Raw genomic sequence first — 21,996 nt, forward strand, 5'->3', positions numbered from 1 at the left:
AGTATAAAAGCCCCCGCAGGGGCTTGATAGGTTAACACGGGATTAGTGTGATTGCGCATCGCCGGCTCCAGACGGCATACGAACGTGCTCGACCAAATCTTGCACCTCTTGCGGTGTTTCTTTGGTCATGCGCGAGACAATGATCGCCACGGCAAAGTTGCACACGGCCCCTACTGCGCCAAAGGCATTGGGCTCGATACCCAGTATCCAGTTGCTACCGAGGCTTTCTAAGTATGTCCAGTCAGAGATAAACAAAATCCCCTTGTGTTGGAATACGTAGAACAGGGTAACGCTGATCCCCGCGACCATACCGGCAATCGCCCCTTCTTTGTTAATGGTCTTGGTAAAGATCCCCATCATGAGTACCGGGAAAATCGATGACGCGGCTAAGCCGAACGCCAGTGCCACCGTCCCGGCCGCAAAGCCTGGTGGGTTGAGCCCTAAGTAGCCGGCCCCAGCGATGGCTAATGCCATAGATATCCGGCTTGCCAGCAGCTCGCCTTTTTCGCTGATATTTGGATTGACGACCCCTTTAATTAAGTCGTGGGATATGGCTGACGATATCGCAAGCAACAACCCGGCGGCAGTCGACAGTGCCGCGGCTAAGCCACCGGCGGCGACCAGGGCTATCACCCAGTTAGGTAGCTTGGCAATCTCTGGGTTGGCCAGCACCATGATGTCGCGGTCAACACGTAGCTCATTGGTTTCTGCATTCGAGGTGTATTGAATTTTCTGATCACCGTTTTTATCTTCAAAGCCTAGCAGCCCGGTGGTTTCCCAGTTCTTAAACCAGTCTGGACGCTGGTCATAGGCGAGGTTGTCACCGTTCGGTAGATTCACCGTGTCCATTAAGTTCAAGCGCGCCATTGCCGCCACCGCAGGTGCTGAGGTATACAAAATCGCGATAAAGAACAGTGCCCAACCGGCAGATGTCCGTGCATCACGCACCTTAGGGACGGTGAAAAAGCGAATAATAACGTGGGGTAAACCGGCCGTACCTATCATCAGTGACATGGTGTAGGCAAACATGTTGAGTGTACTACCCCGCACGGCGGTGGTGTATTCGACAAAGCCGAGTTCGGTCACCACCTGATCGAGTCGGTCGAGCAAGTACTGATCCGTCCCCGCCATGGTGCTACCTAAACCAAGCTGTGGGAATGGGTTACCCGTCAGTTTGAGGGAGATGAAGATTGCGGGAATAGTGTAAGCTAAAATGAGCACGCAATACTGAGCAATTTGGGTGTAGGTAATGCCTTTCATCCCGCCCATCACGGAATACATAAAGACAATGACCATACCGATTAATAGCCCGGTGGAATAGTCGACTTCTAAGAAGCGGCCAAAGGCGACGCCCACCCCTTTCATCTGGCCGATAACATAGGTGACGGAGGCGATGATCAAACAAACAACGGCAACAATGCGCGCGGTTTTTGAATAGAAGCGTTCACCGACAAACTCTGGCACGGTAAACTTGCCAAACTTACGTAGGTAAGGGGCGAGCAACAGTGCGAGGAGCACGAAGCCGCCCGTCCAGCCCATCAAAAAGACCGAGCCCCCATAGCCCATAAACGCGATTAAGCCGGCCATAGAAATGAACGAGGCAGCTGACATCCAGTCGGCAGCGGTCGCCATCCCGTTCGCCACTGGGTTCACCCCGCCACCGGCGACATAGAACTCTTTGGTGGAGCCTGCGCGTGCCCAGATCGCAATCCCAATATAGAGGGCGAACGTGAACCCGACAACAATATAAGTAATGGTTCTTAAATCCATGTGTTAGTCCTCTTACTCGTCGTCCACGCCGAACTCGCGATCGAGTTTGCGCATTTGTTTGGCATACACAAATATGATGCCGAGGAAGGTATAAATCGATCCCTGCTGAGCAAACCAGAACCCAAGTTTGTAGCCACCAATTTGAATAGTATTGAGGGCATCCACGAATAAGATCCCACAGCCGAATGAGACAACAAACCAGACAATCAGCAGACTGATCATCAGTTTGACGTTTCTGTCCCAGTAGGCTTTCGCGTGTTCCTTGCTTTGAAACGCCATCGCCTTCTCCTTGTTTAGCACGTTAATGGAATGTTACTTGAAGACGATAGCAGGGGATGGACGAAGCGACATTGCAACTTTAGTCGAGCGCAGTCAGCGATAATGAGCGGAAAAAGCAGGGTTTTTGTGAGCTAGGTACGGCTGACTCGGGTTGAGCCAGCCAAGTCTTTCGCCAAAGGTCTAACTGAGGTGATAAAACTTTTGGATGCCTTCGAGTAAATTCGCAACGGCGACCGAGGCAAGGATCAGCCCCATGACGCGGCTGATAATCGACGCCCCCACATTCCCAATCACTTTGTGAATCACATTGGCGCCGAGGAGTAAGACCAAGGTCGCGACCAAAACAACAAACATCACCCCAGCGGTCACCGCTTGTTCCGCAATGGCATACCGATTGTTATCTGTGAGCATGACTACCGCCATCATGGCACCGGGGGAGGCAATGGAAGGGACGGCGAGTGGATAAACCGCGGTGGCGGCAATTTCTGCTTTATCAACGTCTTCACTCAGCATTTTGGCTTCTTGGCCGGGTTTTCCTTCACCGAAAATCATGGTGAGGGAAAACAATAGCAACACCAAGCCACCGGCCGCTTGGAATGCGGGTAACGGGATTTGCATGGCTTCAAGCAAAATCTGACCGACAATTAAAAAGAACAGCAAAATGGCAAAGGCAATTGCCACGGCTTTCACCGCGACGCGGCGCTTTTGTTTGGCAGACATGTGGCTGGTTTGTGACAGATAGATGGGCACGCTACCGACAGGGTCGATTACGGCCCATAAAATTACGAATTGCGTCGCAAGAATACTTAACATAGGCGCTCCAAAGTCGGTGTCTAGAGCGCTAGCGTATCAAAGTTCGATATTAGATTGCTGCAATAAAATCACCGCTTGCGTGCGGTTTTTCACGCCCAATTTACGAAATATAGCCGTCATGTGGGCTTTAATGGTCGCTTCGGATACCGCTAAGTCATAAGCGATCTGCTTATTCAGCAAGCCATCGCAAAGCATTCGCAATACTTTGTACTGCTGTGGGGTCAGTGTGGCGAGTTTGTCAGATAAGCTTTCGCTCTCATCGTCTTCGCCGAGATTATCTGGAAAGCAGGGCGTGCCGTCGAGCACTTGGGTTAACGACTGTACCAACGCACGCATATCGCTGGATTTAGGAATAAAGCCAAAGGCACCATGAGCGCGTACCTGACGGATCACACTCGGCTCTTCACTGGCAGAGATCACCACAATCGGTAGGGTGGGATATTGGTGACGCAGCGCAATCAGCCCTGACATGCCATTCGCGCCAGGCATTTTTAGGTCGAGCAGCACCAAGTCGACCTCAGCATCTCGCGCTAAGATCTGATTTAAACTGTCTAAGCTGTCTGCCTCTAGCAGGTTGGCTCCGCTTATCGCCATATGCACGGATTGAAAGAGGGCGTTCCGAAACAGTGGATGATCATCAGCGATAACGATGGTGTGTTGCGCTTCCATAATGCGGCTATCTTCCCTTTGTTTTCAATAAAGCTACCACCAGATATGGGGTTTATCAATTTTGTAACAAGAGAACTAAGAGATTGATCATTGCTCGCTTTTTACTTCATGTTTCAATCCATGCTGGCGTAGGTGAGTCATGAAAGCTTGAGGTGCTAAAAAGCCGGTAATGCGAGCTGTCGCATGACGCTCTCCATTGGGCAACCAAAAGTCGAGTGTGGGCAGCCCGGCCACGTCTTGGGTGCGCATTAACGCAAAATCATCAGGACGATTTTCACTCAGATCCACTTTAATGCGGTGCATGCGGCTGAGCTGCTGAGCCACAGCCGGATCCGTGAAGGTTTTTTGGGCGAATTGTTTACACGGAATGCACCAATCGGCGTAGTAATCAACCAAGGCTATTTGTTGATTAGCCGCAGCGCTGGCGAGCTCTGCATCAAGTGCTTCTTGCGAGTTGACGGTGATAAATGGCGGTGCGGTAGCAGACGCTTTTGGCGGCGCGGTGACTTGTTGCGAGCGAACGATGTGAAGCGCACCAGCACCCAGTGCGGCAATCAATAACCCAGCCGTTAGTGCAAAGCGGCGACCTTGTCTCATACTTTTTCCTTTTCATGCCAATAGGATGAGTATACACACATACCATGATCACATTGTATGGGTTTGCGATTGAATCAACTGGCCGGGGGTCATGCCAAACTGACGCTTAAAGGCGGTAACAAAATTAGAGGGATGATGGTAGCCCGCCCAGTAAGCCGCTTCGCCAATTGAAATCGCCTCATGCAGTAACTTTTCTTTGACCACCACCAACCGACGACGACGGATGTAATCTGAAACGGGCATGCCTAGATGGGTACGAAAACGGCGCTGCAGTGTGCTGCGACTCAGGCCACATGCGTGTGCAATGGTCGATAAGGTTAATGCGGTGTGCAGCTTAGTTTCAATATACGCGACGGCTTTTGCGATTTGTGGTTCATGAGTTGCAGGGATGAGTTCGGTAACAGACTCAATGGTGAGATGAGAGGCTTGCTCACACAGGTGCTTGATGATGGTGAGTGCATGTAAGTGCTGGGTCAGGGGATCAGCCTCGTTTTGCCTACTAAAGCGGGGTAATAAGGCTTGAATGGGGTCGAATATGGCGGTACTAGGTTGCCAGCGTACACAGCCTAAATGATGACGATGCAAGGCACTAAGCAGTGGCAAGGCTTGCTCGTCTGCATATCCATCAAGCCACTCGGGCGGTAGCAATATATTCACTTTTTTAAGGTGATTCCCTGCAATTAAGCGACGACGAAAGGTGCTGTCACGGCACACGGAGACGGCAAGTGCTTGGGGCTGGTGGCATGCATTGCACCGATACGTGTGGTCATCGTAGGCAAACTCCAGCACGCCCTCGAGGACTATCACTAGCATGATCCCCTGATGGGCACGGTGGAGGACATTGGCATCACATAATTCATCGGTGATCCCGCTATCGATATGCAACCCACCCGGACATGAAGTATGTAAAAACTGTCCCCGTACCAAGGGTTGCGTCCGTTTTGAGTGATTAGCCATGATCTCGGCGTGACCATCTGCGCTGGACTCTCGCTGTGTGCAAACAACAGAGACGGGTGCTGCCATCGTATTCCTCCGTAACACGCCGCATAAACGTGCTATGCATAAACGCTCTGCGCATAAAAGCTTGATGCGTGCGCATAATTGTTTTTTCTTCCTGAAAAGCACTGAAATAGTAACATAAATGCGAATTATTACCATTTAGTTGTTTGGGTTATCGACGAAGGAAATGAAGTATGACGTTGTTACTACCTGTCCCAGCACGTCTGGGCTTGCTGACGCTTAGTATAGCCAGTGCTCTATATGCCCCTGCGGTGGCTGCTGATAATCTTGAGGATGAAAGCATAGAAACTGTCTCAGTATGGGGGACGCAAGTGTCCAGCTCATCCCGTTACCTGGGAGAAACGGATCTCACCGTCAAGCAACCGGATCACCTCTCTGATCTATTGCGTGATATCCCCGGTGTGGATGTGGGGGGCACGCACTCGCTCACCCAGCGCATTAATATCCGTGGTTTTACCGAACAAGATCTGGATATCACCGTCGATGGCGCCTCTCAAGGCGGTAAAATGTTCCACCACATCAGCAACCTCACTTTAAATCCTGACATTTTGCAGCGTGTTGATGTCGCGGTGGGCGCCTCGTCGATTCTCACCAGCGAGCTGGGGGGCGCGGTCGCGTTTGAAACCAAAGATCCCTACGATCTCTTGCGTGCTAATGAGACATTTGGAGCACGCCTAAGTGCTGGTTGGGGCAGTAATGACTCCCAACAAGGCTCGTTGACCGTTTATGGGTTGTTGAGTGATGAATGGGATGCGATGGCATATATTAGCCGTTTTGATCGGGACAACTTTAAAGATGGTAATGGGCATCGCACCTTTGGCGGTGAGGGAGAGATCACTAATGGCTTAGTAAAAGTAGGCTGGGAGCCTGCAAGTGGGCATCGCTTTGAACTCAGTTATGATAAGTATCGCGATAAGGGCGACTATCTGCCGCGTCCTGATATGGGTGTAAGCTTCAACCGTAATCGTACCGGTGAAATGATACTGCCAGTGACCTACGATCGTGATACCGCCACGATCAATTACGAATACACCCCGTCACAAGCTATCGAATTGAAAGCGCTGGCCTATTATAACCAGCTGTCACTCACCCGTGATGAAACCGAATTTGCCACCCACCCATTTCTTGCTGACCGCAAAGGCGTCAACGTGGCGGAAGACACGAACCTTGGGGTAAAACTCAGTGTGTCACAGCGTATTGGCGATCACCAACTCGCGTACGGTGCGCACTATGAAAATCAAGACAACGACACCCAATTTGCCAAACCGGGTGTACAGATTTTGGAATCGGCCGACAAGATTGCGCTGTATGTGGAAGACAAGATCGCGCTTACCCCACGTTTTTCGGTGACGCCCGCGGCGCGTTATGACAGCTTTGATCGCCGAGCGACCAGCTCGAGTCAGCGTTATGATGATGTGTCGTTGGCATTGGGGGCCGAGTTTGTCGCTAACGACTATCTCACCGTGTTTGCCAACAGTCGAGAGCTGCACAAAGCACCGCCATTGAATGAATCATTTACCACCACAGCACTGAGTGAAAGCGCGGATAAAGACTTGAAAGCCGAGCATGGCCGGACCGATGAAATTGGTGTGCGCCTCTCGAATGCCGCGGCGCAAGAAAACTATTTATTAACCGCCAATCTGACGGTGTTTCGCACTGAGCTCGATGATGAAATTGTGGTGCGTAGTTACAAAGATGGCAGTGGTAATTGGGCGTATGAAACCACCAACCGTGGCGATGCCACCTATCGTGGCTTTGAGGCCAGTACCTATTGGGCATGGCAGCAGTGGACGGCGTCAGCCAGTTACAGTCGCACGGATGTGAGTTATTCAGAGGCGTATCAACTGGATCAGATTTTTGGTCGCGCCCGCCACCTCGGCGATACCGTAGCCTTGAATGCGGATTACGCGTTGACCCGTTGGGATGTTTTGCTGGGGTGGAACACTCAAATTCAGCGATCGACCACCGTTCCTGATAGCAACTTGACCAAGCCGGGCTACACAGTCCACAACGTGTTCGCTCAGTGGCAACCGATGGCAGTAGACGGATTCACTTTGACGGCAGGGGTCGACAATCTGTTTGACAGTCGCTATCGCTCGCATGCGTCAACGTCAGGTAAACGAGGCGCAGAAATCCTCGATTACGAGCCCGGTCGCAATATTAAATTGACGGCATCCTATCAATTTTAATCGCAAAGAGGTGGGCGCTTGCGCCCACCTATCAAGGAGCATTGATGCCTAGTATGACGACGATGATTGACTCCGAGCATGCCCCACGTTACTTGCAGACCTTGTGTCGTCACTTTGGTCGCAAAGTCGAGGCGAGCTGGGATGAGCAAACAGGACGCGTACATTTCCCTGCGGGAGTGTGTGATATGCAGGTGCAAGGAACCCAGTTGCGTGTTACATGCCATGCCGATGATGAAGCGAGCTTAACCTTGGTGACTGAGACGGTCAGTAGCCACATCAAGATGTTTGCACGCCGAGAAGCACTGCCCCATCAGTGGCAGTGCGTCGCCGACGCTTAGGCGTGTTTTTTCGCGCGGCCTTGCACCGCCTTAAAACGTGGATTGGTTTTGCAAATGACGAACATGCGTCCGCGACGCCGAACGACTTGACAGTCAGGATGACGTTGACGGGCGCTTTTTAGTGAGTTAACGACCTTCATGACGACGCCTTTTTGCGGCGGCCTACTTGGCCAAACTTACGCGCGAAGTGTGCCGCGCGCCCTTCTTTGTTCGTCGCTCGTGCCTTCCCAGTATATACCGGGTGTGAGGCGCTCGAGATATCCAGTGGATAGTAAGGATAGGTTTTGCCATCTTGCCACTCGATGGTACGTGATGTTTGCAAGGTTGAGCCGACAATAAAATAGGCGTCAACACTGGTGTCATGAAAAACGACAGAACGGTATTCGGGATGGATATTGGCTTTCATAACGACTCCCTATTGTTTGTTATGATATAACATAACACTTACTAAGGAGGATGAAAAGTGCATCAGCGTCCAGGTTAAAGATCTCATTTCCCCAACTTTTTGTTGTCAGTTCGCGAAAAGTGTTACTTTTTCTTACCTGAATCAACATGCGCGTGACGGCACCTGGTTAGGATTTGGCCATGGTGCTGAGCGCGGTTGCTCACATCTCCCACCAAGGATGGTGCTTATTAGTGGCGATAGGCCGACGGAGGAGCCGTCATATCGTATCTACCCCCAATACGCCATGGGCGTGCCATAGACAATGAATGCATGTGAACGGACGCGTGGGGACGTCTATCCAAAGTAGGAGAAAGTTATGTTCTTGGTTGAGTTATTAGTGGTACTCAGCTGCATCTTAATCGGTGCCCGTATCGGCGGCATTGGTTTAGGTGTGATGGGCGGGGTCGGGCTCGCGGTACTCAGTTTTGGTTTCGGTTTGCAACCCACGCATCCACCTATCGACGTGTTGCTGATGATCATGGCGGTGGTCGCCGCTGCAGCCACCATGCAAGCTGCAGGTGGCTTGGATTTTTTAATTAAAATTGCCACCAATATATTACGTAAAAACCCACGTCACATTACCTTTGTTGCCCCTTTAGTGACTTATGTCTTCACCATGATGGCGGGAACCGGACACGTTGCCTATTCGGTATTGCCGGTGATTGCTGAAGTCAGTCGCAAAAGCGGCATTCGTCCGGCTCGCCCTTTGGGTATGGCGGTCATTGCCTCGCAATTTGCGATTGTAGCCAGCCCCATCGCGGCAGCGGTGGTTGCATGTGTGGCCTTTTTAGAGCCGCAAGGCATTACCCTTACCGATGTGCTGTCGGTCACCATTCCTAGCACCTTTATTGGTCTTGCTTTGGCGTGTGTGATTGTTAATAAGCTGGGTAAAGAGCTTAAAGACGATCCTGAATATCAACGCCGTTTACAAGATCCCGACTTTCGTCGAGAAATGGAAGCGGATTTGGCGGTGGAAGATATCGAAGTCACGCCGGAGGCGAAGAAATCGGTTGGCTTGTTCTTATTTGGTGCCTTAGCCGTGGTCATAATGGGGGCATTCCCAACCCTGCGCCCGGCCTTTGATGGCGAGCCAATGGGGATGGCGCATACCATTGAAATCGTGATGCTGTCAGTGGGTGCATTGATCATTTTGACCTGTAAGCCGGACGGCAATGCGATTAGCCAAGGTTCGGTATTCCATGCGGGGATGCGTGCCATCGTCGCAATCTTTGGTATTGCTTGGCTAGGTGATACTTTGATTGGTGGCCATGGCGAGATGGTCAAAGAGGCGGTGTCTGGCTTGGTTGAGATGGCACCGTGGACATTTGCGTTTGCGCTGTTCGCCTTGTCAGTGATGGTGAACAGCCAAGGTGCAACGACAGCGGTGTTGGTGCCGGTGGCGATTACCTTGGGGCTACCGCCTTCGATGATTATTGCGACCTTTGTAGCGGTGAATGGCTACTTCTTTATTCCTAACTACGGGCCTATCATTGCCTCCATCGACTTTGACCGAACCGGCACCACGCGGATAGGTAAGTACATTTTTAATCACAGCTTTATGGCACCAGGCTTGCTGAGTATGGTGTTCAGTATCGCTTGTGGTTTGCTGATTACGCAGGTGCTGTAACGGCGGTTTACGGTATAAAAGAAGGGCGCTATCAGCGCCCTTTGTTGTCTCTATCGGTCGTCGGTGTCTGTTGTGAGTGACCCACTACGATGACTGACCCACTACGCGTTAAAACGTTTACCGCGATACTTAGGATGCATCAGGTTTTCAACCGAGAAGATCTCGTCCAGCTCCGCCTCGGTCATTAAACCACGCTCGAGCACCACTTCTTTAACGCTCTTACCTGTTTCAGCACAAATCTTGCCGACAATATCGCCTTCATGGTGGCCGATAAAGGGGTTAAGATAAGTGATGATGCCAATCGAGTTATGCACATAGTGCTCGCACACCGCTTGGTTAACGGTAATCCCGCTCACACATTTTTCACCGAGATTGCGGCAACCATTGGCTAAAATCGAGATAGACTCAAACAGCGCCTGCCCAATGACGGGCTCCATCACGTTAAGCTGGAGCTGACCGGCTTCGGCGGCAAAGGTGATGGTGGTGTCATTCCCCATTACCCGGTAGCAAACCTGGTTAACCACTTCAGGGATCACCGGGTTAACCTTAGCGGGCATGATGGATGAACCGGCCTGCATTTCGGGTAGGTTAATTTCATTGAGCCCCGCACGTGGGCCCGAGGAAAGTAGACGGAGGTCGTTACAAATCTTCGATAGTTTCACTGCCAGGCGTTTTAGCGCACCATGCACCATCACATAGGACCCACAGTCTGACGTGGCTTCAATCAAATCTTCGGCCGGGATACAGGGTAAGCCCGTGATTTCAGCTAGGCGTTTTACCGCCAGTTGTTGATAGCCTTCGGCGGCATTCAACTTAGTACCAATCGCGGTCGCGCCGAGGTTTACCTCTAACAGTAACGCTGCGGTGTATTTGATGTTTTTAATCTCCTCGCGCAGTAGCACTGAGAAGGCTTTGAACTCTTGCCCGACCGTCATCGGCACCGCATCCTGCAGCTGGGTGCGGCCCATTTTGATCACGTGTGCATAGGCTTCGGCCTTGGCGTCGAATTCTTTTTGCAGATAATCAATCGCATCCATTAGTTTTAGAATGCTGTTGTAAACGGCAATACGAAAACCGGTGGGGTAGGCACAATTGGTCGATTGGCTCTTATTGACGTGATCGTTGGGATTAATCACATCATAGTCACCTTTTTCGTGCCCCATCAGCTCAAGCGCAAGGTTGGCAATCACCTCATTGGCATTCATGTTGACTGACGTCCCTGCGCCGCCTTGAAAGACGTCCGAGGGGAATTGATCCATGCATTTGCCTGTTTGTAGGATTTGGTCGCAGGCTTTGATGATGTAATCGCCGACATCTGCGGGGATCACGCCGAGCTCTTGGTTTGCCATCGCGGCGGCTTTTTTGGTGTAAACCATGCCGCGTACGAAATCGGGGATATCAGAAATCCGGGTGCCGGAAATAGTAAAGTTTTCGATCGCCCGCAGCGTATGGATGCCGTAGTAGGCATCGGCAGGTACCGCGCGTTGGCCGAGTAAATCTTCTTCTAAACGGGTTGCTGTGGTTAGGGTTGAGGTTTCATTGGGTGTTATAATCGTCTGAGACATGCGTTGGCCTTAACATCAAGTTATTATAATGATTAAAACGTCGCCACAAATTTTGCTGTAGAATCCATTCCTCAGAGATTTTGGCTGGATGTATTATCTGTTACATCCTTTCAGCCGCCATTACAGCATATAATGCGGTGAAAAGGGCTGACCCCGGTCACAGCTGTAGCATGGCGCACAGACAAAATGCGCTTTCTTGCACTTTGATTCAAGGGCTAAATTCGGTTTCGTTGTTCGGCTTTTGGCGGATTTTGATGTTAGGATGAACAGTCCATTTCCAGCGCGAGGTGAACCGTGTTTCCAATCTTATTGCTGCTATTTATTCTGGTCCCAGTGATTGAAATCGGCCTGTTCATTCAGGTTGGTGGTTGGTTGGGATTGTGGCCAACACTGGCGCTGGTTTTGATCACCGCATTCGTCGGCGCCTCTTTGGTACGGAGTCAAGGACTGATGACTCTGGCTTCGGTGCAAGATAGGCTCAACCGCGGTGAGTTACCCGCCCAGCAAATCCTTGAAGGCGTGATGCTGGCCGTCGCCGGTGTGCTGCTGTTAACGCCAGGTTTCATGACCGATGCGATGGGGATGTTGGTGCTTTTGCCTGGGCCGCGAGCCGCGCTCGCCAAACAAGTGATGAAGCGCGTCACTGTGTCTCAAGCGAGCTTTAGCCAAGGTAACTTCCATCAAGGGGGCAATGCGCAAGGTCCTTTTGGTGAGGATCCGTTCCGTCGCGGAGGCCGTGGTGAGGATGGCAATACCTTTGAGGGGGAATATGAGCGCAAAGATGACGACGATGATGACCATCGCCTGCGCTAAGCCATGTCGGGGTTAAACCCAGCCAAAAGGCCGCATGAGGATGCGGCCTTTTTCGATCATGGCGTCCCGCTTACTCGGTGAGCTCGGGGCGCTGACGGTATTGGTCGAGTGATGCTGGGTTATCCAGCGCACTTAACTGCGCCACGTCTTGGCCATGGACCACATCGCGCACTGCCAACTCGGCCAGTTTCCCTGACTTGGTGCGTGGAATATCGCTCACCTCGGCAATTACGGCGGGAACGTGACGCGGCGTGCACTGGGTGCGGATGGTTTTTTTGATGGTTTGCTTGAGTGACTCATCCAGTGTGACTCCGGCGGCGAGTTTGACGAATAGCACCACGCGGACATCATTTTGCCATTGCTGACCAATGACCACCGAATCCATGATCTCGCTAAGCTGATTCACATGGCGATAGATTTCCGCCGTACCAATTCGTACCCCGCCTGGATTTAATACCGCATCAGACCGGCCATAGAACACCATACCACCTTGTGCAGTCAGGCGTACATAGTCACCATGAAACCAGATATCATCAATCTTGTTCCAATAGGCATTGTGGTAGCGGCTGCCATCGGTATCGTGCCAAAAGCCAACCGGCTGGTTGGGGAAGCTATTACAACACACCAGCTCCCCTTTCTGCTCTTCAACCGCTTGCCCTTGGGCGTTAAACACTTGTACATCGAGCGCCAAGCCTCGCTTTTGGCTTTCGCCGCGATAAACCGGTGACAGTGGGCTGCCAAGAACAAAACAGCCACAAATGTCGGTACCACCCGCAATCGAACTTAACTGCAGATCGGACTTTATCTTTTGATAGACATAATCAAACTGCTCGGGCGCAAGTACCGAGCCGGTCGAACACAGGACACGTAACGACGCCAGCGAGTAATCATCTTTTGGCGCCACACCTTGTTTTTCCAATGCCTCTAAGTATTTCGCCGCCGTGCCAAAAAGGGTGAGCTGGTGCCGCTCGGCCAGTCGCCAAAGTACTCCCGCATCCGGATAAAACGGCGAGCCATCATAAAGCACCAAGGTCGCGCCACTTGCTAAAGCGCTGACTTGCCAATTCCACATCATCCAGCCGCAGGTGGTGAAATAGAAAAAGCGATCGCCGGGGCGCACATCCGAATGGAGCTGATGCTCTTTCAAATGATTGAGCAATATCCCCCCCACCGAATGAATAATGCACTTGGGCTTTCCCGTGGTGCCGGAAGAGTACAGCACAAAGAGTGGGGCATTGAACGCCACGCGGGTAAAGCGAAGCGGCGGCGCGTCGTTAGCTAATAAGTCTTGCCAGTTATCCACGCCAGCAGGTAAAGAAGGTCGATCGCCATCAAAAGGGATCACCACTAGGCGCTCAATGGCCGATACCTTATCCACCACCTGCTGCGCTTTATTCAGGCAGTCATAGGTTTTGCCGTTGTAATGATAGTGATCGGTGGTAAACAGCACTTTGGGCTCGGTTTGGCCAAAACGGTCCAACACACTGTCGACGCCAAAGTCCGGTGAAGTTGAGGTCCAAATCGCGCCTAGTGCCGCGGTGGCAAGCATCGCAATCACGGTTTCCGGTAGGTTGGGTAAATAGCCGGCAACCACATCGCCTGGTTGAACGCCTTGCGTATCTAGGTAGTGACGGATGGCCGCCACCTGATCGACGAGCTCACGCCAAGTGAGGGTGCGTGCTACCTCATGCTCACCGCTAAAAATCATCGCCGGTTGGTCGGCATATTGCTCTGCGTGCTTGAGCAGGTTTTCGGCATAGTTCAGACGTGCGGTGGGAAACCACTGGCTATCCCGATTAGGGTGCTCGGGGTCGATATCGCACACTCTCTCGCCCGGATCGCCGATCACGCCAGCAAATTGCCATAACTGTTGCCAAAAATCGCCGCTTTGGCGTACTGACCATGCATAAAGATCGTCATAGCCACTCAGCTGGGTGTCGTGATCTTGATTCACGGCACGGATAAACGCGGCGAGTAAGGTGTGGGTTTGACGTTCCTTATCCGGTGCCCACAACAATCCGTCTTTCATGTCCTCTCCTTAGCTCTTATCAGGGTGTGCCTGTATAAATGCATCCAGCGCTTGGCATTGTGATTCAATGCGCGTCAGGGTTGGGTAGGCCGTTAAATCAAACGCAAACCGGCGTGCATTAAACAGCTGCGCGACCAAACAAATATCGGCCAAATTGGGCGCTTCGCCGCCAATAAAGGAGCTGTCTAATCCTTGTAATTTGGCTTCCAAACCATCGAACCCTTGTTTTAGCCAATGGTGATACCAAGTGATTTTGTCGTCATCACTGTGGCCAAAGGGGCCGGTTAAGTATTGCAGAACCCGCAAGTTATTGAGTGGATGCACATCACAGGCAATGTCGAGCGCCAGTGATCGACACTGGGCTTTTTGCACTGGATCACTGGGGAGCAGTTTGACCTGTGGATAGCGCTCGTCGAGGTATTCGATAATGGCGAGCGATTGGCTCAAGGTGACATCGCCATCGACCAAGGTAGGCACTAAACCGGCGGGATTGAGCGACCGATAGGCGTCGCTGTGCTGGTGTTTATCCAGCAGGGACACGGTTTCTCGTTGGTAGGTGAGGCCTTTAAGGCCAAGGGCGATGCGGACGCGGTAGGCCGCGGTCGACTTACTGTAATCATAAAGCAGCATACAAGCTCCTAGACGGCGTCAACGTCAAGCGCGCCTAGAGACTCTAGGCGCGCATCAAGGTTACTCCGGGATGTAACGGGTCACGGTTTGCTCAATGGCGCCGAAAATAGATGCCTCTTGGCTGTCGCGCATATCGATGGTGACGCTATCGCCAAAGGTCATAAACGGGGTTTTTGCCTCACCTTGGTCGATAATTTCCAGCATGCGCTTTTCGGCTAAGCAGCACGAGCCTTTGCTGCGATCGGTGTTGGACACAGTACCGGAGCCAATAATGGTCCCCGCACTGACATGGCGGCTTTTCGCCACATGCGCGACCAGCTCGGCAAAATCAAAGGTCATATCGACACCGGCGTCGGGTGACCCGAACCATTCGCCGTTGAGGGTGACATGCATCGGTAAGTGGACTTTATGATCGCACCAGTGATCGCCCAGCTCATCTGGGGTAACCGCCACTGGTGAAAATGCAGAAGCCGGCTTGGATTGGAAAAAGCCGAACCCTTTGGCAAGCTCGCCGGGGATGAGGTTGCGCAGTGAAACGTCGTTGACCAGCATCAGCAGTTTAATGTGTTGGCCCGCTTTGTCAGCACTAAGATGCATGGGGACATCATCGGTGACGACGGCAAGCTCGGCTTCAAAGTCACAGCCCCACGCATCATCGACCAATTCAATCTCGTCACGTGGGCCGAGAAAGCCATCAGACATGCCTTGATACATCAGTGGGTCGGTCCAAAAACTCTCAGGCATTTGTGCGCCGCGTGCTTTGCGCACCAGTTCAACGTGGTTAACGTAGGCGCTACCATCCGCCCACTGAAAGGCGCGGGGCAGTGGAGAGTCGCAGACACTCGGGTCAAAGGCAAAGGACTCACTGACTTGGTTGTCGTTGAGCGCGTCGTAGCGTTGAGTCAGTTTGGGCGCAAGTGTCGCCCAGTTATCGAGCGCCGCTTGTAGTGTGGGCGCAATATCGTCGGCGTGGACGGCGCGAGTAAGGTCACGAGAGACCAAAATCAATTTGCCATCACGTCCGTGTTTGAGTGAAGCCAGTTTCATTGCTTTCTCCTTCGCTATTCTGCGTCACTTGGCGTGCGCCAAGAGTGAACATAATCGGTCAGTTCGGTGGCTTTCGCCGCGTCGCCCATATCAAGTGGCATGCGGGTATCAATCATCACCGCCACTTCGTCGGTCTCTTTTTTCTGATGCTTTTTGCCTGCGGCAAAGGCTTTTGGGTGAGGACCATGTGGGAAGCCACAAGGGTGTAGAGTCACCATGCCGGCATCAATGTTATCGCGGCTGAAAAAGTCACCTTGGTGATAGAAAAGCACTTCATCGTAGTCATCGTTATTGTGGTAGAAAGGCACCTTCAGTGCGCCAGGATCTGACTCGATCGGGCGGGGGACAAAGGTACAAATCACAAAACCTTGCGCGACAAAGGTGGTGTGCGCGGATGGTGGTAAGTGGTAACGATGGCTCATCAACGGGCGGATATCTCGCCAGTTGAGCCGGAATACGGTGAGGTTGCCTTTCCAGCCCACGGCATCGAGTGGGTTATAAGGGTAAGTGACACGGTTAAGCTGTTGGCGCGATTTGATCATCACTTGCCAGCTTTCGCTGTCGGATTGCTGGGCTTTAAAACTATCGTCAATGCGCGCATGTTCTAACACCGCAGGGTCAAACACCGCATGTTCGCCGACAATGCCTCGTTCGGCGCTCATGTAGGAGCCATGTGTCGCTTCAATCATCAGCAAGGTGGTGACCTCATCCGGCACCAGTCGCCAGCTGGTGGCGCGAGGAACGATCAAATAATCGCCTTTGCTGTAGCGCAAGTGGCCATAATCGCAATACAGCGAGCCTTCGCCCTGATGGACAAACAAGCAATCGTCGCCATCGCTGTTGCGCACCAGATAAGACATGGCGGTATCGGTGCGCCATAAGCGAACCTGAACGTTGGCATTGGATAACAGCACAGGTGCATCCATTGGCGACGTGCCTTGCGTTTCAACTCGGTTGGTATCAAAAGCATGCGGTCGTAATGGGCCTTCCCACTCGCTCCAGCCCGTCGGGGGATGGCGGTGATACATATGACTGGCCGGGCCAAAAAAGCCTTCCTTGCCACACTCGCGCTCGTAGGTTCCCTCGGGAAAGTCGCAGTGGGCTTGACGTGAGGCATCCCCTTCACGAATGGGGAATGAAAACCACTTTCGCATAACTCGCTCCTTGTGCTGGGCGGCCGTGCTCACCGGGACGGCCAAATAGTTTCAAAAGAAACAATCTATCCGTTTATACTAGCGATCAGAGACGAGAAAAAGCAACGCTCTGTTAACAAATATTTTACTTTGAGTGTTCAGTATTTTTGCCGCCTAAAAATCGTAAGTGTAAACAAAGCACTACCTTTGCATCTTATCGAAGCCTCTCGTAAAGTAGGTTATATGATTTCACTTGAAACTAACTGATATGACCCTTCCTCATTTAGCGCTCGATAGCTTTTTGCCTTATAAGCTGGTTCACACGGCGGAGTTGGTGGCCGATAGTCTTGCGGCACGTTATGAAGCAGAGTTTGGATTATCGCGTCCAGAATGGCGCGTGCTGGCCTCTTTGGGGGCACGGGATGGCGTGATGGCGAAAGATTTAGCCGCAGAAACGCGGCTGGATAAAGTAAAAGTGTCGCGCTTGCTTACCCGTTTAGAGCAGCACCAACTGGTAGAGCGACGCGCGTGCCAAGGTGATCAGCGCGCCGCGTTAGTCCATTTGACCGATAAAGGACGCACCCATTATCAGACTATTGTCCCCAAGGTGTTGGAGTGGGAAACAGCCATGCTTGAGGGACTCAGTGCGGCGCAGTATCAAGCGCTTTATCAGGCGTTAGACGCTCTGCAGCACCGCGTTCTTGAGTTGGCTCAGACGGACAATGATGCCGCGAGTGTCTGACGGCGCAGCACCACGGCATACAGGTACGCCATAATACCGGCCAGTAGATTAGCAATGGCGATTCCCGCAAACAGGCCATGGGTGCCGTTGACCATGCCGCCCAGCCACGCACAGGGCACCAAGAAGACAAACAAACGGACGAGGTTGCAGGCGAACGAATGCAATGAACGCTTCATCGCATTCAGGCCGCCGACCAATAACATCAAGGTGCCTTGTAAGCCGTAACTGGCCGGAACCACCATCAAATAGTGGGCAATTTCTTGTTGAACCCGCACATCGTCACTAAACAAATTCGCAATCAGATCGATAAAAGGCCATAGCGACAAGTACAAGGCAAACTGGAACAAGATGGCAAAGCGCATCGCGCTAAACAGTGCCTGAAAGGCCCGTTGATGGTATTGCGCGCCAAAGTTTTGCGACATTAAGGGCGTGAGCGATGACGTCATCGCCATCATCACAATTAATAAAATAGCTTCAATGCGTTGCGCGGCGCCATAGGCGGCAACGCTCTCTGTCCCTTGCGAGGCGAGCATCATCATTAAAATGGCACCTGCCGCCGGGTTTAAGGCATTGGTCATCCCAGCGGGCATGCCAATTTTAAGGATTTGACGCACGTCTGTCGCCAGTTTGGTCCATTGTGGTGCGATTAGTAGCCGTTCACGGCGAATCAGTATACTTAGCGCGGCTATCAATGCCCCCGCCCAACTGACGGCGCTGGCGATGGCGGCCCCTTTTACGCCCAGCTCGGGAAACGGACCCAAGCCAAAAATCAGTAAGGGGTCGAGCGTCCCATTAATCAGGCCGGAGACCATCATGATTTTCGCCGGCGTTTTGGTGTCGCCCGTGGCGCGGATAGCGGCGTTTCCTGCCATGGGTACCACGAGTAATGGAATGGTGAAGTACCATACCTGCATATAGTCGTGGATCAACGGCAATAAGTTGTCGCTTGCTCCCAGTGCGGAGAACACTGGATTGATGGTGACGGCCCCTAACCAGCCGACGGTCATCACAATGAATACCGCCAAGATCAAGCCGTGACTCGACACCCGCGCGGCATCTTGATGATCGCCTTGACCAAGCAATCGCGCCACCAAGGCGGCAATGCCGACCCCTAACCCGAGCGTGATGGAGTTAACCGCAAAGGTGATGGGGAAGGTGAAGCTCACCGCGGCGAGTGCTTCCGTGCCAAGCAGTGAAATAAAGAAGGTATCCACCACATTGAACATGATGATCGCGAACAGCCCAAATACCATGGGCACGGTCATCTTACGCAATGTGAGGTTGATCGGGGCGGAGAGTAGCCCGTGTTTGTCGTTCATAATCGCTTATCACTGGGTTGGGACGGCTTACCCTAGCGGATCCTCACAATCGGAGAAAGTTGCCAGTCTAAAAAAACAAAAAAATTACTGTAAAACCCTTGGGAAAGAAAAAGGGCGTCCCCACATAGGGAATTACATCAGGAACCGGACGCATGTACGGCCTGTGTGCATACTTACTTCATCAAACGGAACATCATTACTAATTCAGGAGACGACCGATGAACATTCGTCCACTACATGATCGCGTTATCGTTGAGCGCCAAGAAGCTGAGTCTAAATCAGCAGGCGGCATCGTGTTAACTGGTTCTGCTGCAGAAAAGTCTACCCGCGGCAAAGTGCTGGCGGTAGGCAAAGGCCGTATTCTTGAAAACGGCAACGTGCAGCCATTGGACGTTCAAGTGGGTGACACTGTTATCTTCTCTGAAGGCTTTGGCACCAAGACGGAAAAAATCGAGGGTCAAGAAGTTCTGATCTTGTCTGAAAGCGACATCATGGCAATCGTTGAATAATTCATTTCACCTCCAATCAATAAATTAAGAAAGGAATAGAATCATGGCTGCTAAAGACGTTAAATTTAGTGACGACGCGCGTGCGAAAATGCTCGAAGGTGTGAATGTTCTGGCTGATGCCGTGAAAGTCACACTGGGCCCTAAAGGCCGTAACGTAGTACTAGACAAATCATTCGGTGCCCCAACCATCACCAAAGATGGTGTCTCTGTTGCCCGTGAAATTGAACTGGAAGACAAGTTCCAGAACATGGGCGCACAAATGGTGAAAGAGGTGGCGTCTCAGTCAAACGACGCGGCGGGTGACGGTACGACAACTGCAACTGTATTGGCGCAATCTATCGTCAATGAAGGCTTGAAAGCGGTTGCAGCGGGCATGAACCCAATGGATCTGAAACGCGGTATCGATAAAGCGGTTGTGGCCGCGGTGGAAGAGCTGAAAAACCTGTCAGCGCCTTGCACCAGCAATAATGCCATCGAGCAAGTGGGCACGATTTCAGCGAACTCTGACCACACCGTTGGTAAGATCATCGCTCAAGCGATGGAAAAAGTGGGCCGTGACGGCGTGATCACCGTGGAAGAAGGTCAATCACTGCAAGACGAACTGAGCGTCGTAGAAGGCATGCAGTTCGATCGTGGTTACCTATCTCCTTACTTCATCAATAACCAAGAAGCCGGTAACGTTGAACTGGATAACCCATTTATCCTACTGATCGACAAAAAAGTGTCGAACATCCGCGAGCTGCTACCAACGCTAGAAGCGGTTTCAAAAGCGTCTCGTCCTCTGCTGATCATTGCAGAAGACCTTGAAGGTGAAGCGCTGGCGACATTGGTTGTCAACAACATGCGTGGCATCGTCAAAGTCGCTGCCGTGAAAGCGCCTGGCTTTGGTGACCGTCGTAAAGCGATGCTGCAAGATATCGCAACCTTGACGGCAGGCACTGTGGTTTCTGAAGAAATCGGCATGGATCTAGAGAAAGTGACGCTGGAAGACCTAGGTCAAGCGAAGCGCGTCACTGTCACTAAAGACAACACCACTATCGTTGACGGTGTCGGTGAGGAAGCGGCGATTGAAGGGCGTGTTGCGCAGATTCGTCAACAAATCGAAGAAGCAACCTCAGACTACGACAAAGAAAAACTGCAAGAGCGCGTCGCGAAACTGGCTGGCGGTGTTGCAGTGATCAAAGTCGGCGCAGCGACCGAAGTCGAAATGAAAGAGAAGAAAGATCGCGTTGAAGATGCTCTGCATGCAACACGTGCGGCGGTTGAAGAAGGCGTGGTTGCCGGTGGCGGTGTTGCCTTAATCCGTGCGGCGAGCAAAGTTGGCGAGCTGAAAGGTGACAACGAAGAGCAAAACGTCGGCATCCGTGTTGCACTGCGCGCCATGGAATCACCACTTCGTCAAATCGCGACTAACGCGGGTGATGAAGACTCAGTGGTTGCTAACAAAGTGAAATCTGGCGACAACCACTTTGGCTACAATGCATCAACCGGCGAATACGGTGACATGATTGAGATGGGCATCCTTGACCCAACCAAGGTGACACGTAGTGCACTACAGTTCGCTGCCTCTGTTGCGGGTCTGATGATCACGACGGAAGCCATGGTTACCGATCTGCCACAAAAAGACGGCGGTGCTGATATGGGCGCGGCTGCTGGTATGGGTGGCATGGGCGGAATGGGCGGCATGATGTAATCGCCTTTCCCTCAGAAATGAAAAACCCAGCTTCGGCTGGGTTTTTTCGTTGTGTGCTGCCAGAATCGATTTTAATCGTCAGTGTGTTGAAGTGGATGAGAATAAGTTCATCACGGCCACACCGGCAACAATCAGTGTCATCCCAATCACCGCCGGCGTATCGAGCTTCTGGTCGAACACCAACCAACCAATGAGCGCTATCAATGTCACGCCCGCGCCCGCCCATATCGCATAGGCGATGCCTACAGGAATGGCGCGTAAAGTGAGGGCGAGTAGATAGAAAGAGAAACTGTATCCCACTACCACTAATATCGAAGGAACGAGCTTAGAAAAGCCGTCACTATTTTTGAGTGATGCGGTTGCAATCACCTCTGCCACAATAGCAAACCCTAGAAAAAGCCAATGCTTCATATCGATGACTCCCAAGTGAGAAACAGGTGAGCTATGCTACCAGCCAATTTTTATGATGTATGCCTCATTTTGAGTAGAGAAGAGTGAAAGACACGATCGGACATGTAAGCCAATGTGAACACGAGCGGCAAAATATAGCAGGTAAAGTAGGCAAAATATCTTGCTCTGTACGCTTTTTGTTCAGGTGACATTTTTTTTGCAAAAAGGGGTTGCGGGAAAAACTGAGATCTTTATACTGCGCTTCCTGTTGACGGGGCAACGAGACGCAAGTCACGAAATGCCAACCACTCAGTCAACACGCTCTTTAACAATTTGACCTATGCAATCTGTGTGGGCACTCGTTGAGAATAGACAAAAA

Annotated in this window: 22 protein-coding genes; 7 read left to right on the top strand and 15 right to left on the bottom strand. The window is 51.9% G+C overall.

Annotation, left to right across the window (positions count from 1 at the left end):
* Positions 1–42 precede the first annotated feature (42 nt).
* From EHW58_RS14390 to EHW58_RS14415, 6 genes are all read right to left on the bottom strand, one after another.
* On the bottom strand, positions 43–1,770 hold the full coding sequence (locus EHW58_RS14390) for a sodium:solute symporter family protein (protein ID WP_077579408.1): 1,728 nt from the start codon (positions 1,768–1,770) through the stop codon (positions 43–45).
* A 12-nt stretch (positions 1,771–1,782) separates the two neighbouring features.
* Positions 1,783–2,049 (bottom strand): DUF4212 domain-containing protein, encoded by a 267-nt coding sequence (locus tag EHW58_RS14395; RefSeq protein WP_046074540.1) that lies wholly within the window; start codon positions 2,047–2,049, stop codon positions 1,783–1,785.
* 180 nt (positions 2,050–2,229) lie between these two features.
* A complete protein-coding gene (locus tag EHW58_RS14400; protein ID WP_046074541.1) occupies positions 2,230–2,862 on the bottom strand; it encodes a MarC family protein in 633 nt (210 codons plus the stop codon).
* A gap of 36 nt (positions 2,863–2,898) precedes the next feature.
* The gene (locus EHW58_RS14405) at positions 2,899–3,531 is read right to left on the bottom strand and encodes a response regulator transcription factor (RefSeq protein WP_046074542.1); all 633 of its coding nucleotides are present in this window, start codon (positions 3,529–3,531) and stop codon (positions 2,899–2,901) included.
* 87 nt (positions 3,532–3,618) lie between these two features.
* Positions 3,619–4,128, bottom strand: coding sequence for a thioredoxin fold domain-containing protein (locus EHW58_RS14410; protein ID WP_152797131.1), 510 nt, complete (start codon positions 4,126–4,128; stop codon positions 3,619–3,621).
* A 48-nt stretch (positions 4,129–4,176) separates the two neighbouring features.
* Entirely contained in the window at positions 4,177–5,151 is a 975-nt protein-coding gene (locus EHW58_RS14415) for an AraC family transcriptional regulator (protein WP_172970059.1), read from the bottom strand.
* 170 nt (positions 5,152–5,321) lie between these two features.
* On the opposite strand from EHW58_RS14415, the gene EHW58_RS14420 reads away from it, so the two are divergent.
* Together EHW58_RS14420 and EHW58_RS14425 are read left to right on the top strand one after the other, a co-directional pair.
* A complete protein-coding gene (locus EHW58_RS14420) occupies positions 5,322–7,337 on the top strand; it encodes a TonB-dependent receptor domain-containing protein (RefSeq protein ID WP_152797135.1) in 2,016 nt (671 codons plus the stop codon).
* A 44-nt stretch (positions 7,338–7,381) separates the two neighbouring features.
* Positions 7,382–7,675: a DUF2218 domain-containing protein gene (locus EHW58_RS14425; protein ID WP_069361520.1), complete on the top strand. Its 294-nt coding sequence runs from the start codon at positions 7,382–7,384 to the stop codon at positions 7,673–7,675.
* Here EHW58_RS14425 and ykgO read toward each other — a convergent pair.
* Both ykgO and EHW58_RS14435 read right to left on the bottom strand, forming a co-directional pair.
* Positions 7,672–7,815: a type B 50S ribosomal protein L36 gene (gene ykgO, locus EHW58_RS14430; protein ID WP_069361519.1), complete on the bottom strand. Its 144-nt coding sequence runs from the start codon at positions 7,813–7,815 to the stop codon at positions 7,672–7,674. The genes EHW58_RS14425 and ykgO overlap by 4 nt on opposite strands.
* Positions 7,812–8,081: a type B 50S ribosomal protein L31 gene (locus EHW58_RS14435; protein ID WP_069361518.1), complete on the bottom strand. Its 270-nt coding sequence runs from the start codon at positions 8,079–8,081 to the stop codon at positions 7,812–7,814. Before EHW58_RS14435 ends, ykgO begins: the two co-directional genes overlap by 4 nt.
* A gap of 355 nt (positions 8,082–8,436) precedes the next feature.
* Here EHW58_RS14435 and EHW58_RS14440 point away from each other — a divergent pair, with 355 nt between their 5' ends.
* On the top strand, positions 8,437–9,747 hold the full coding sequence (locus EHW58_RS14440; RefSeq protein ID WP_069361517.1) for an anaerobic C4-dicarboxylate transporter family protein: 1,311 nt from the start codon (positions 8,437–8,439) through the stop codon (positions 9,745–9,747).
* 101 nt (positions 9,748–9,848) lie between these two features.
* Here the strand turns inward: EHW58_RS14440 and aspA are convergent, their stop codons facing one another.
* Entirely contained in the window at positions 9,849–11,312 is a 1,464-nt protein-coding gene (aspA, locus tag EHW58_RS14445) for an aspartate ammonia-lyase (protein WP_152797137.1), read from the bottom strand.
* Between the two features lie 294 nt (positions 11,313–11,606).
* Between aspA and EHW58_RS14450 the strand changes: the two genes are divergently transcribed.
* A complete protein-coding gene (locus EHW58_RS14450) occupies positions 11,607–12,125 on the top strand; it encodes an FxsA family protein (RefSeq protein ID WP_172970060.1) in 519 nt (172 codons plus the stop codon).
* 70 nt (positions 12,126–12,195) lie between these two features.
* Here EHW58_RS14450 and EHW58_RS14455 read toward each other — a convergent pair whose 3' ends face one another.
* Genes EHW58_RS14455 through EHW58_RS14470 form a run of 4 tightly spaced genes read right to left on the bottom strand, consistent with a single transcriptional unit; the run spans position 12,196 to position 16,985 of the window.
* On the bottom strand, positions 12,196–14,154 hold the full coding sequence (locus EHW58_RS14455; protein WP_152797140.1) for an acetoacetate--CoA ligase: 1,959 nt from the start codon (positions 14,152–14,154) through the stop codon (positions 12,196–12,198).
* 9 nt (positions 14,155–14,163) lie between these two features.
* A complete protein-coding gene (maiA, locus tag EHW58_RS14460; RefSeq protein ID WP_152797142.1) occupies positions 14,164–14,784 on the bottom strand; it encodes a maleylacetoacetate isomerase in 621 nt (206 codons plus the stop codon).
* A 60-nt stretch (positions 14,785–14,844) separates the two neighbouring features.
* Complete coding sequence (locus tag EHW58_RS14465; RefSeq protein ID WP_152797145.1) at positions 14,845–15,831, bottom strand: fumarylacetoacetate hydrolase family protein; 987 nt, start codon at positions 15,829–15,831, stop codon at positions 14,845–14,847.
* Positions 15,832–15,845: 14 nt separating this feature from the next.
* Positions 15,846–16,985: a homogentisate 1,2-dioxygenase gene (locus EHW58_RS14470; protein WP_152797147.1), complete on the bottom strand. Its 1,140-nt coding sequence runs from the start codon at positions 16,983–16,985 to the stop codon at positions 15,846–15,848.
* A gap of 232 nt (positions 16,986–17,217) precedes the next feature.
* On the opposite strand from EHW58_RS14470, the gene EHW58_RS14475 reads away from it, so the two are divergent.
* Complete coding sequence (locus EHW58_RS14475) at positions 17,218–17,706, top strand: MarR family winged helix-turn-helix transcriptional regulator (protein WP_227486564.1); 489 nt, start codon at positions 17,218–17,220, stop codon at positions 17,704–17,706.
* On the opposite strand, the gene EHW58_RS14480 is transcribed toward EHW58_RS14475, so the two are convergent.
* A complete protein-coding gene (locus EHW58_RS14480) occupies positions 17,676–19,025 on the bottom strand; it encodes an MATE family efflux transporter (RefSeq protein WP_152797149.1) in 1,350 nt (449 codons plus the stop codon). The genes EHW58_RS14475 and EHW58_RS14480 overlap by 31 nt on opposite strands.
* A 218-nt stretch (positions 19,026–19,243) precedes the next feature.
* On the opposite strand from EHW58_RS14480, the gene EHW58_RS14485 reads away from it, so the two are divergent.
* Positions 19,244–19,534, top strand: a complete 291-nt coding sequence (locus EHW58_RS14485; protein ID WP_046074554.1) for a co-chaperone GroES — start codon at positions 19,244–19,246, stop codon at positions 19,532–19,534.
* A 43-nt stretch (positions 19,535–19,577) separates the two neighbouring features.
* The gene (gene groL, locus EHW58_RS14490; RefSeq protein ID WP_046074555.1) at positions 19,578–21,227 is read left to right on the top strand and encodes a chaperonin GroEL; all 1,650 of its coding nucleotides are present in this window, start codon (positions 19,578–19,580) and stop codon (positions 21,225–21,227) included.
* Between the two features lie 78 nt (positions 21,228–21,305).
* Here groL and EHW58_RS14495 read toward each other — a convergent pair whose 3' ends face one another.
* Positions 21,306–21,638, bottom strand: a complete 333-nt coding sequence (locus tag EHW58_RS14495) for an SMR family transporter (protein ID WP_046074556.1) — start codon at positions 21,636–21,638, stop codon at positions 21,306–21,308.
* Positions 21,639–21,996 lie beyond the last annotated feature (358 nt).

Source organism: Salinivibrio sp. VYel1 (genome assembly GCF_009377945.1).
GTDB classification, from domain to species: Bacteria; Pseudomonadota; Gammaproteobacteria; order Enterobacterales; family Vibrionaceae; genus Salinivibrio; species Salinivibrio siamensis.

Bases quoted from the DNA above. Each gene is read 5' to 3' on its own strand.
- EHW58_RS14485 (WP_046074554.1), top strand. From the start codon at position 19,244: ATGAACATTCGTCCACTACATGATCGCGTTATCGTTGAGCGCCAAGAA.
- EHW58_RS14425 (WP_069361520.1), top strand. From the start codon at position 7,382: ATGCCTAGTATGACGACGATGATTGACTCCGAGCATGCCCCACGTTAC.
- EHW58_RS14470 (WP_152797147.1), bottom strand. From the start codon at position 16,985: ATGCGAAAGTGGTTTTCATTCCCCATTCGTGAAGGGGATGCCTCACGT.
- EHW58_RS14410 (WP_152797131.1), bottom strand. From the start codon at position 4,128: ATGAGACAAGGTCGCCGCTTTGCACTAACGGCTGGGTTATTGATTGCC.
- EHW58_RS14480 (WP_152797149.1), bottom strand. From the start codon at position 19,025: ATGAACGACAAACACGGGCTACTCTCCGCCCCGATCAACCTCACATTG.
- EHW58_RS14390 (WP_077579408.1), bottom strand. From the start codon at position 1,770: ATGGATTTAAGAACCATTACTTATATTGTTGTCGGGTTCACGTTCGCC.
- EHW58_RS14455 (WP_152797140.1), bottom strand. From the start codon at position 14,154: ATGAAAGACGGATTGTTGTGGGCACCGGATAAGGAACGTCAAACCCAC.
- EHW58_RS14440 (WP_069361517.1), top strand. From the start codon at position 8,437: ATGTTCTTGGTTGAGTTATTAGTGGTACTCAGCTGCATCTTAATCGGT.
- EHW58_RS14405 (WP_046074542.1), bottom strand. From the start codon at position 3,531: ATGGAAGCGCAACACACCATCGTTATCGCTGATGATCATCCACTGTTT.
- EHW58_RS14400 (WP_046074541.1), bottom strand. From the start codon at position 2,862: ATGTTAAGTATTCTTGCGACGCAATTCGTAATTTTATGGGCCGTAATC.
- EHW58_RS14465 (WP_152797145.1), bottom strand. From the start codon at position 15,831: ATGAAACTGGCTTCACTCAAACACGGACGTGATGGCAAATTGATTTTG.
- maiA (WP_152797142.1), bottom strand. From the start codon at position 14,784: ATGCTGCTTTATGATTACAGTAAGTCGACCGCGGCCTACCGCGTCCGC.
- ykgO (WP_069361519.1), bottom strand. From the start codon at position 7,815: ATGAAGGTCGTTAACTCACTAAAAAGCGCCCGTCAACGTCATCCTGAC.
- aspA (WP_152797137.1), bottom strand. From the start codon at position 11,312: ATGTCTCAGACGATTATAACACCCAATGAAACCTCAACCCTAACCACA.
- EHW58_RS14395 (WP_046074540.1), bottom strand. From the start codon at position 2,049: ATGGCGTTTCAAAGCAAGGAACACGCGAAAGCCTACTGGGACAGAAAC.
- EHW58_RS14495 (WP_046074556.1), bottom strand. From the start codon at position 21,638: ATGAAGCATTGGCTTTTTCTAGGGTTTGCTATTGTGGCAGAGGTGATT.
- EHW58_RS14415 (WP_172970059.1), bottom strand. From the start codon at position 5,151: ATGGCAGCACCCGTCTCTGTTGTTTGCACACAGCGAGAGTCCAGCGCA.
- EHW58_RS14420 (WP_152797135.1), top strand. From the start codon at position 5,322: ATGACGTTGTTACTACCTGTCCCAGCACGTCTGGGCTTGCTGACGCTT.
- groL (WP_046074555.1), top strand. From the start codon at position 19,578: ATGGCTGCTAAAGACGTTAAATTTAGTGACGACGCGCGTGCGAAAATG.
- EHW58_RS14435 (WP_069361518.1), bottom strand. From the start codon at position 8,081: ATGAAAGCCAATATCCATCCCGAATACCGTTCTGTCGTTTTTCATGAC.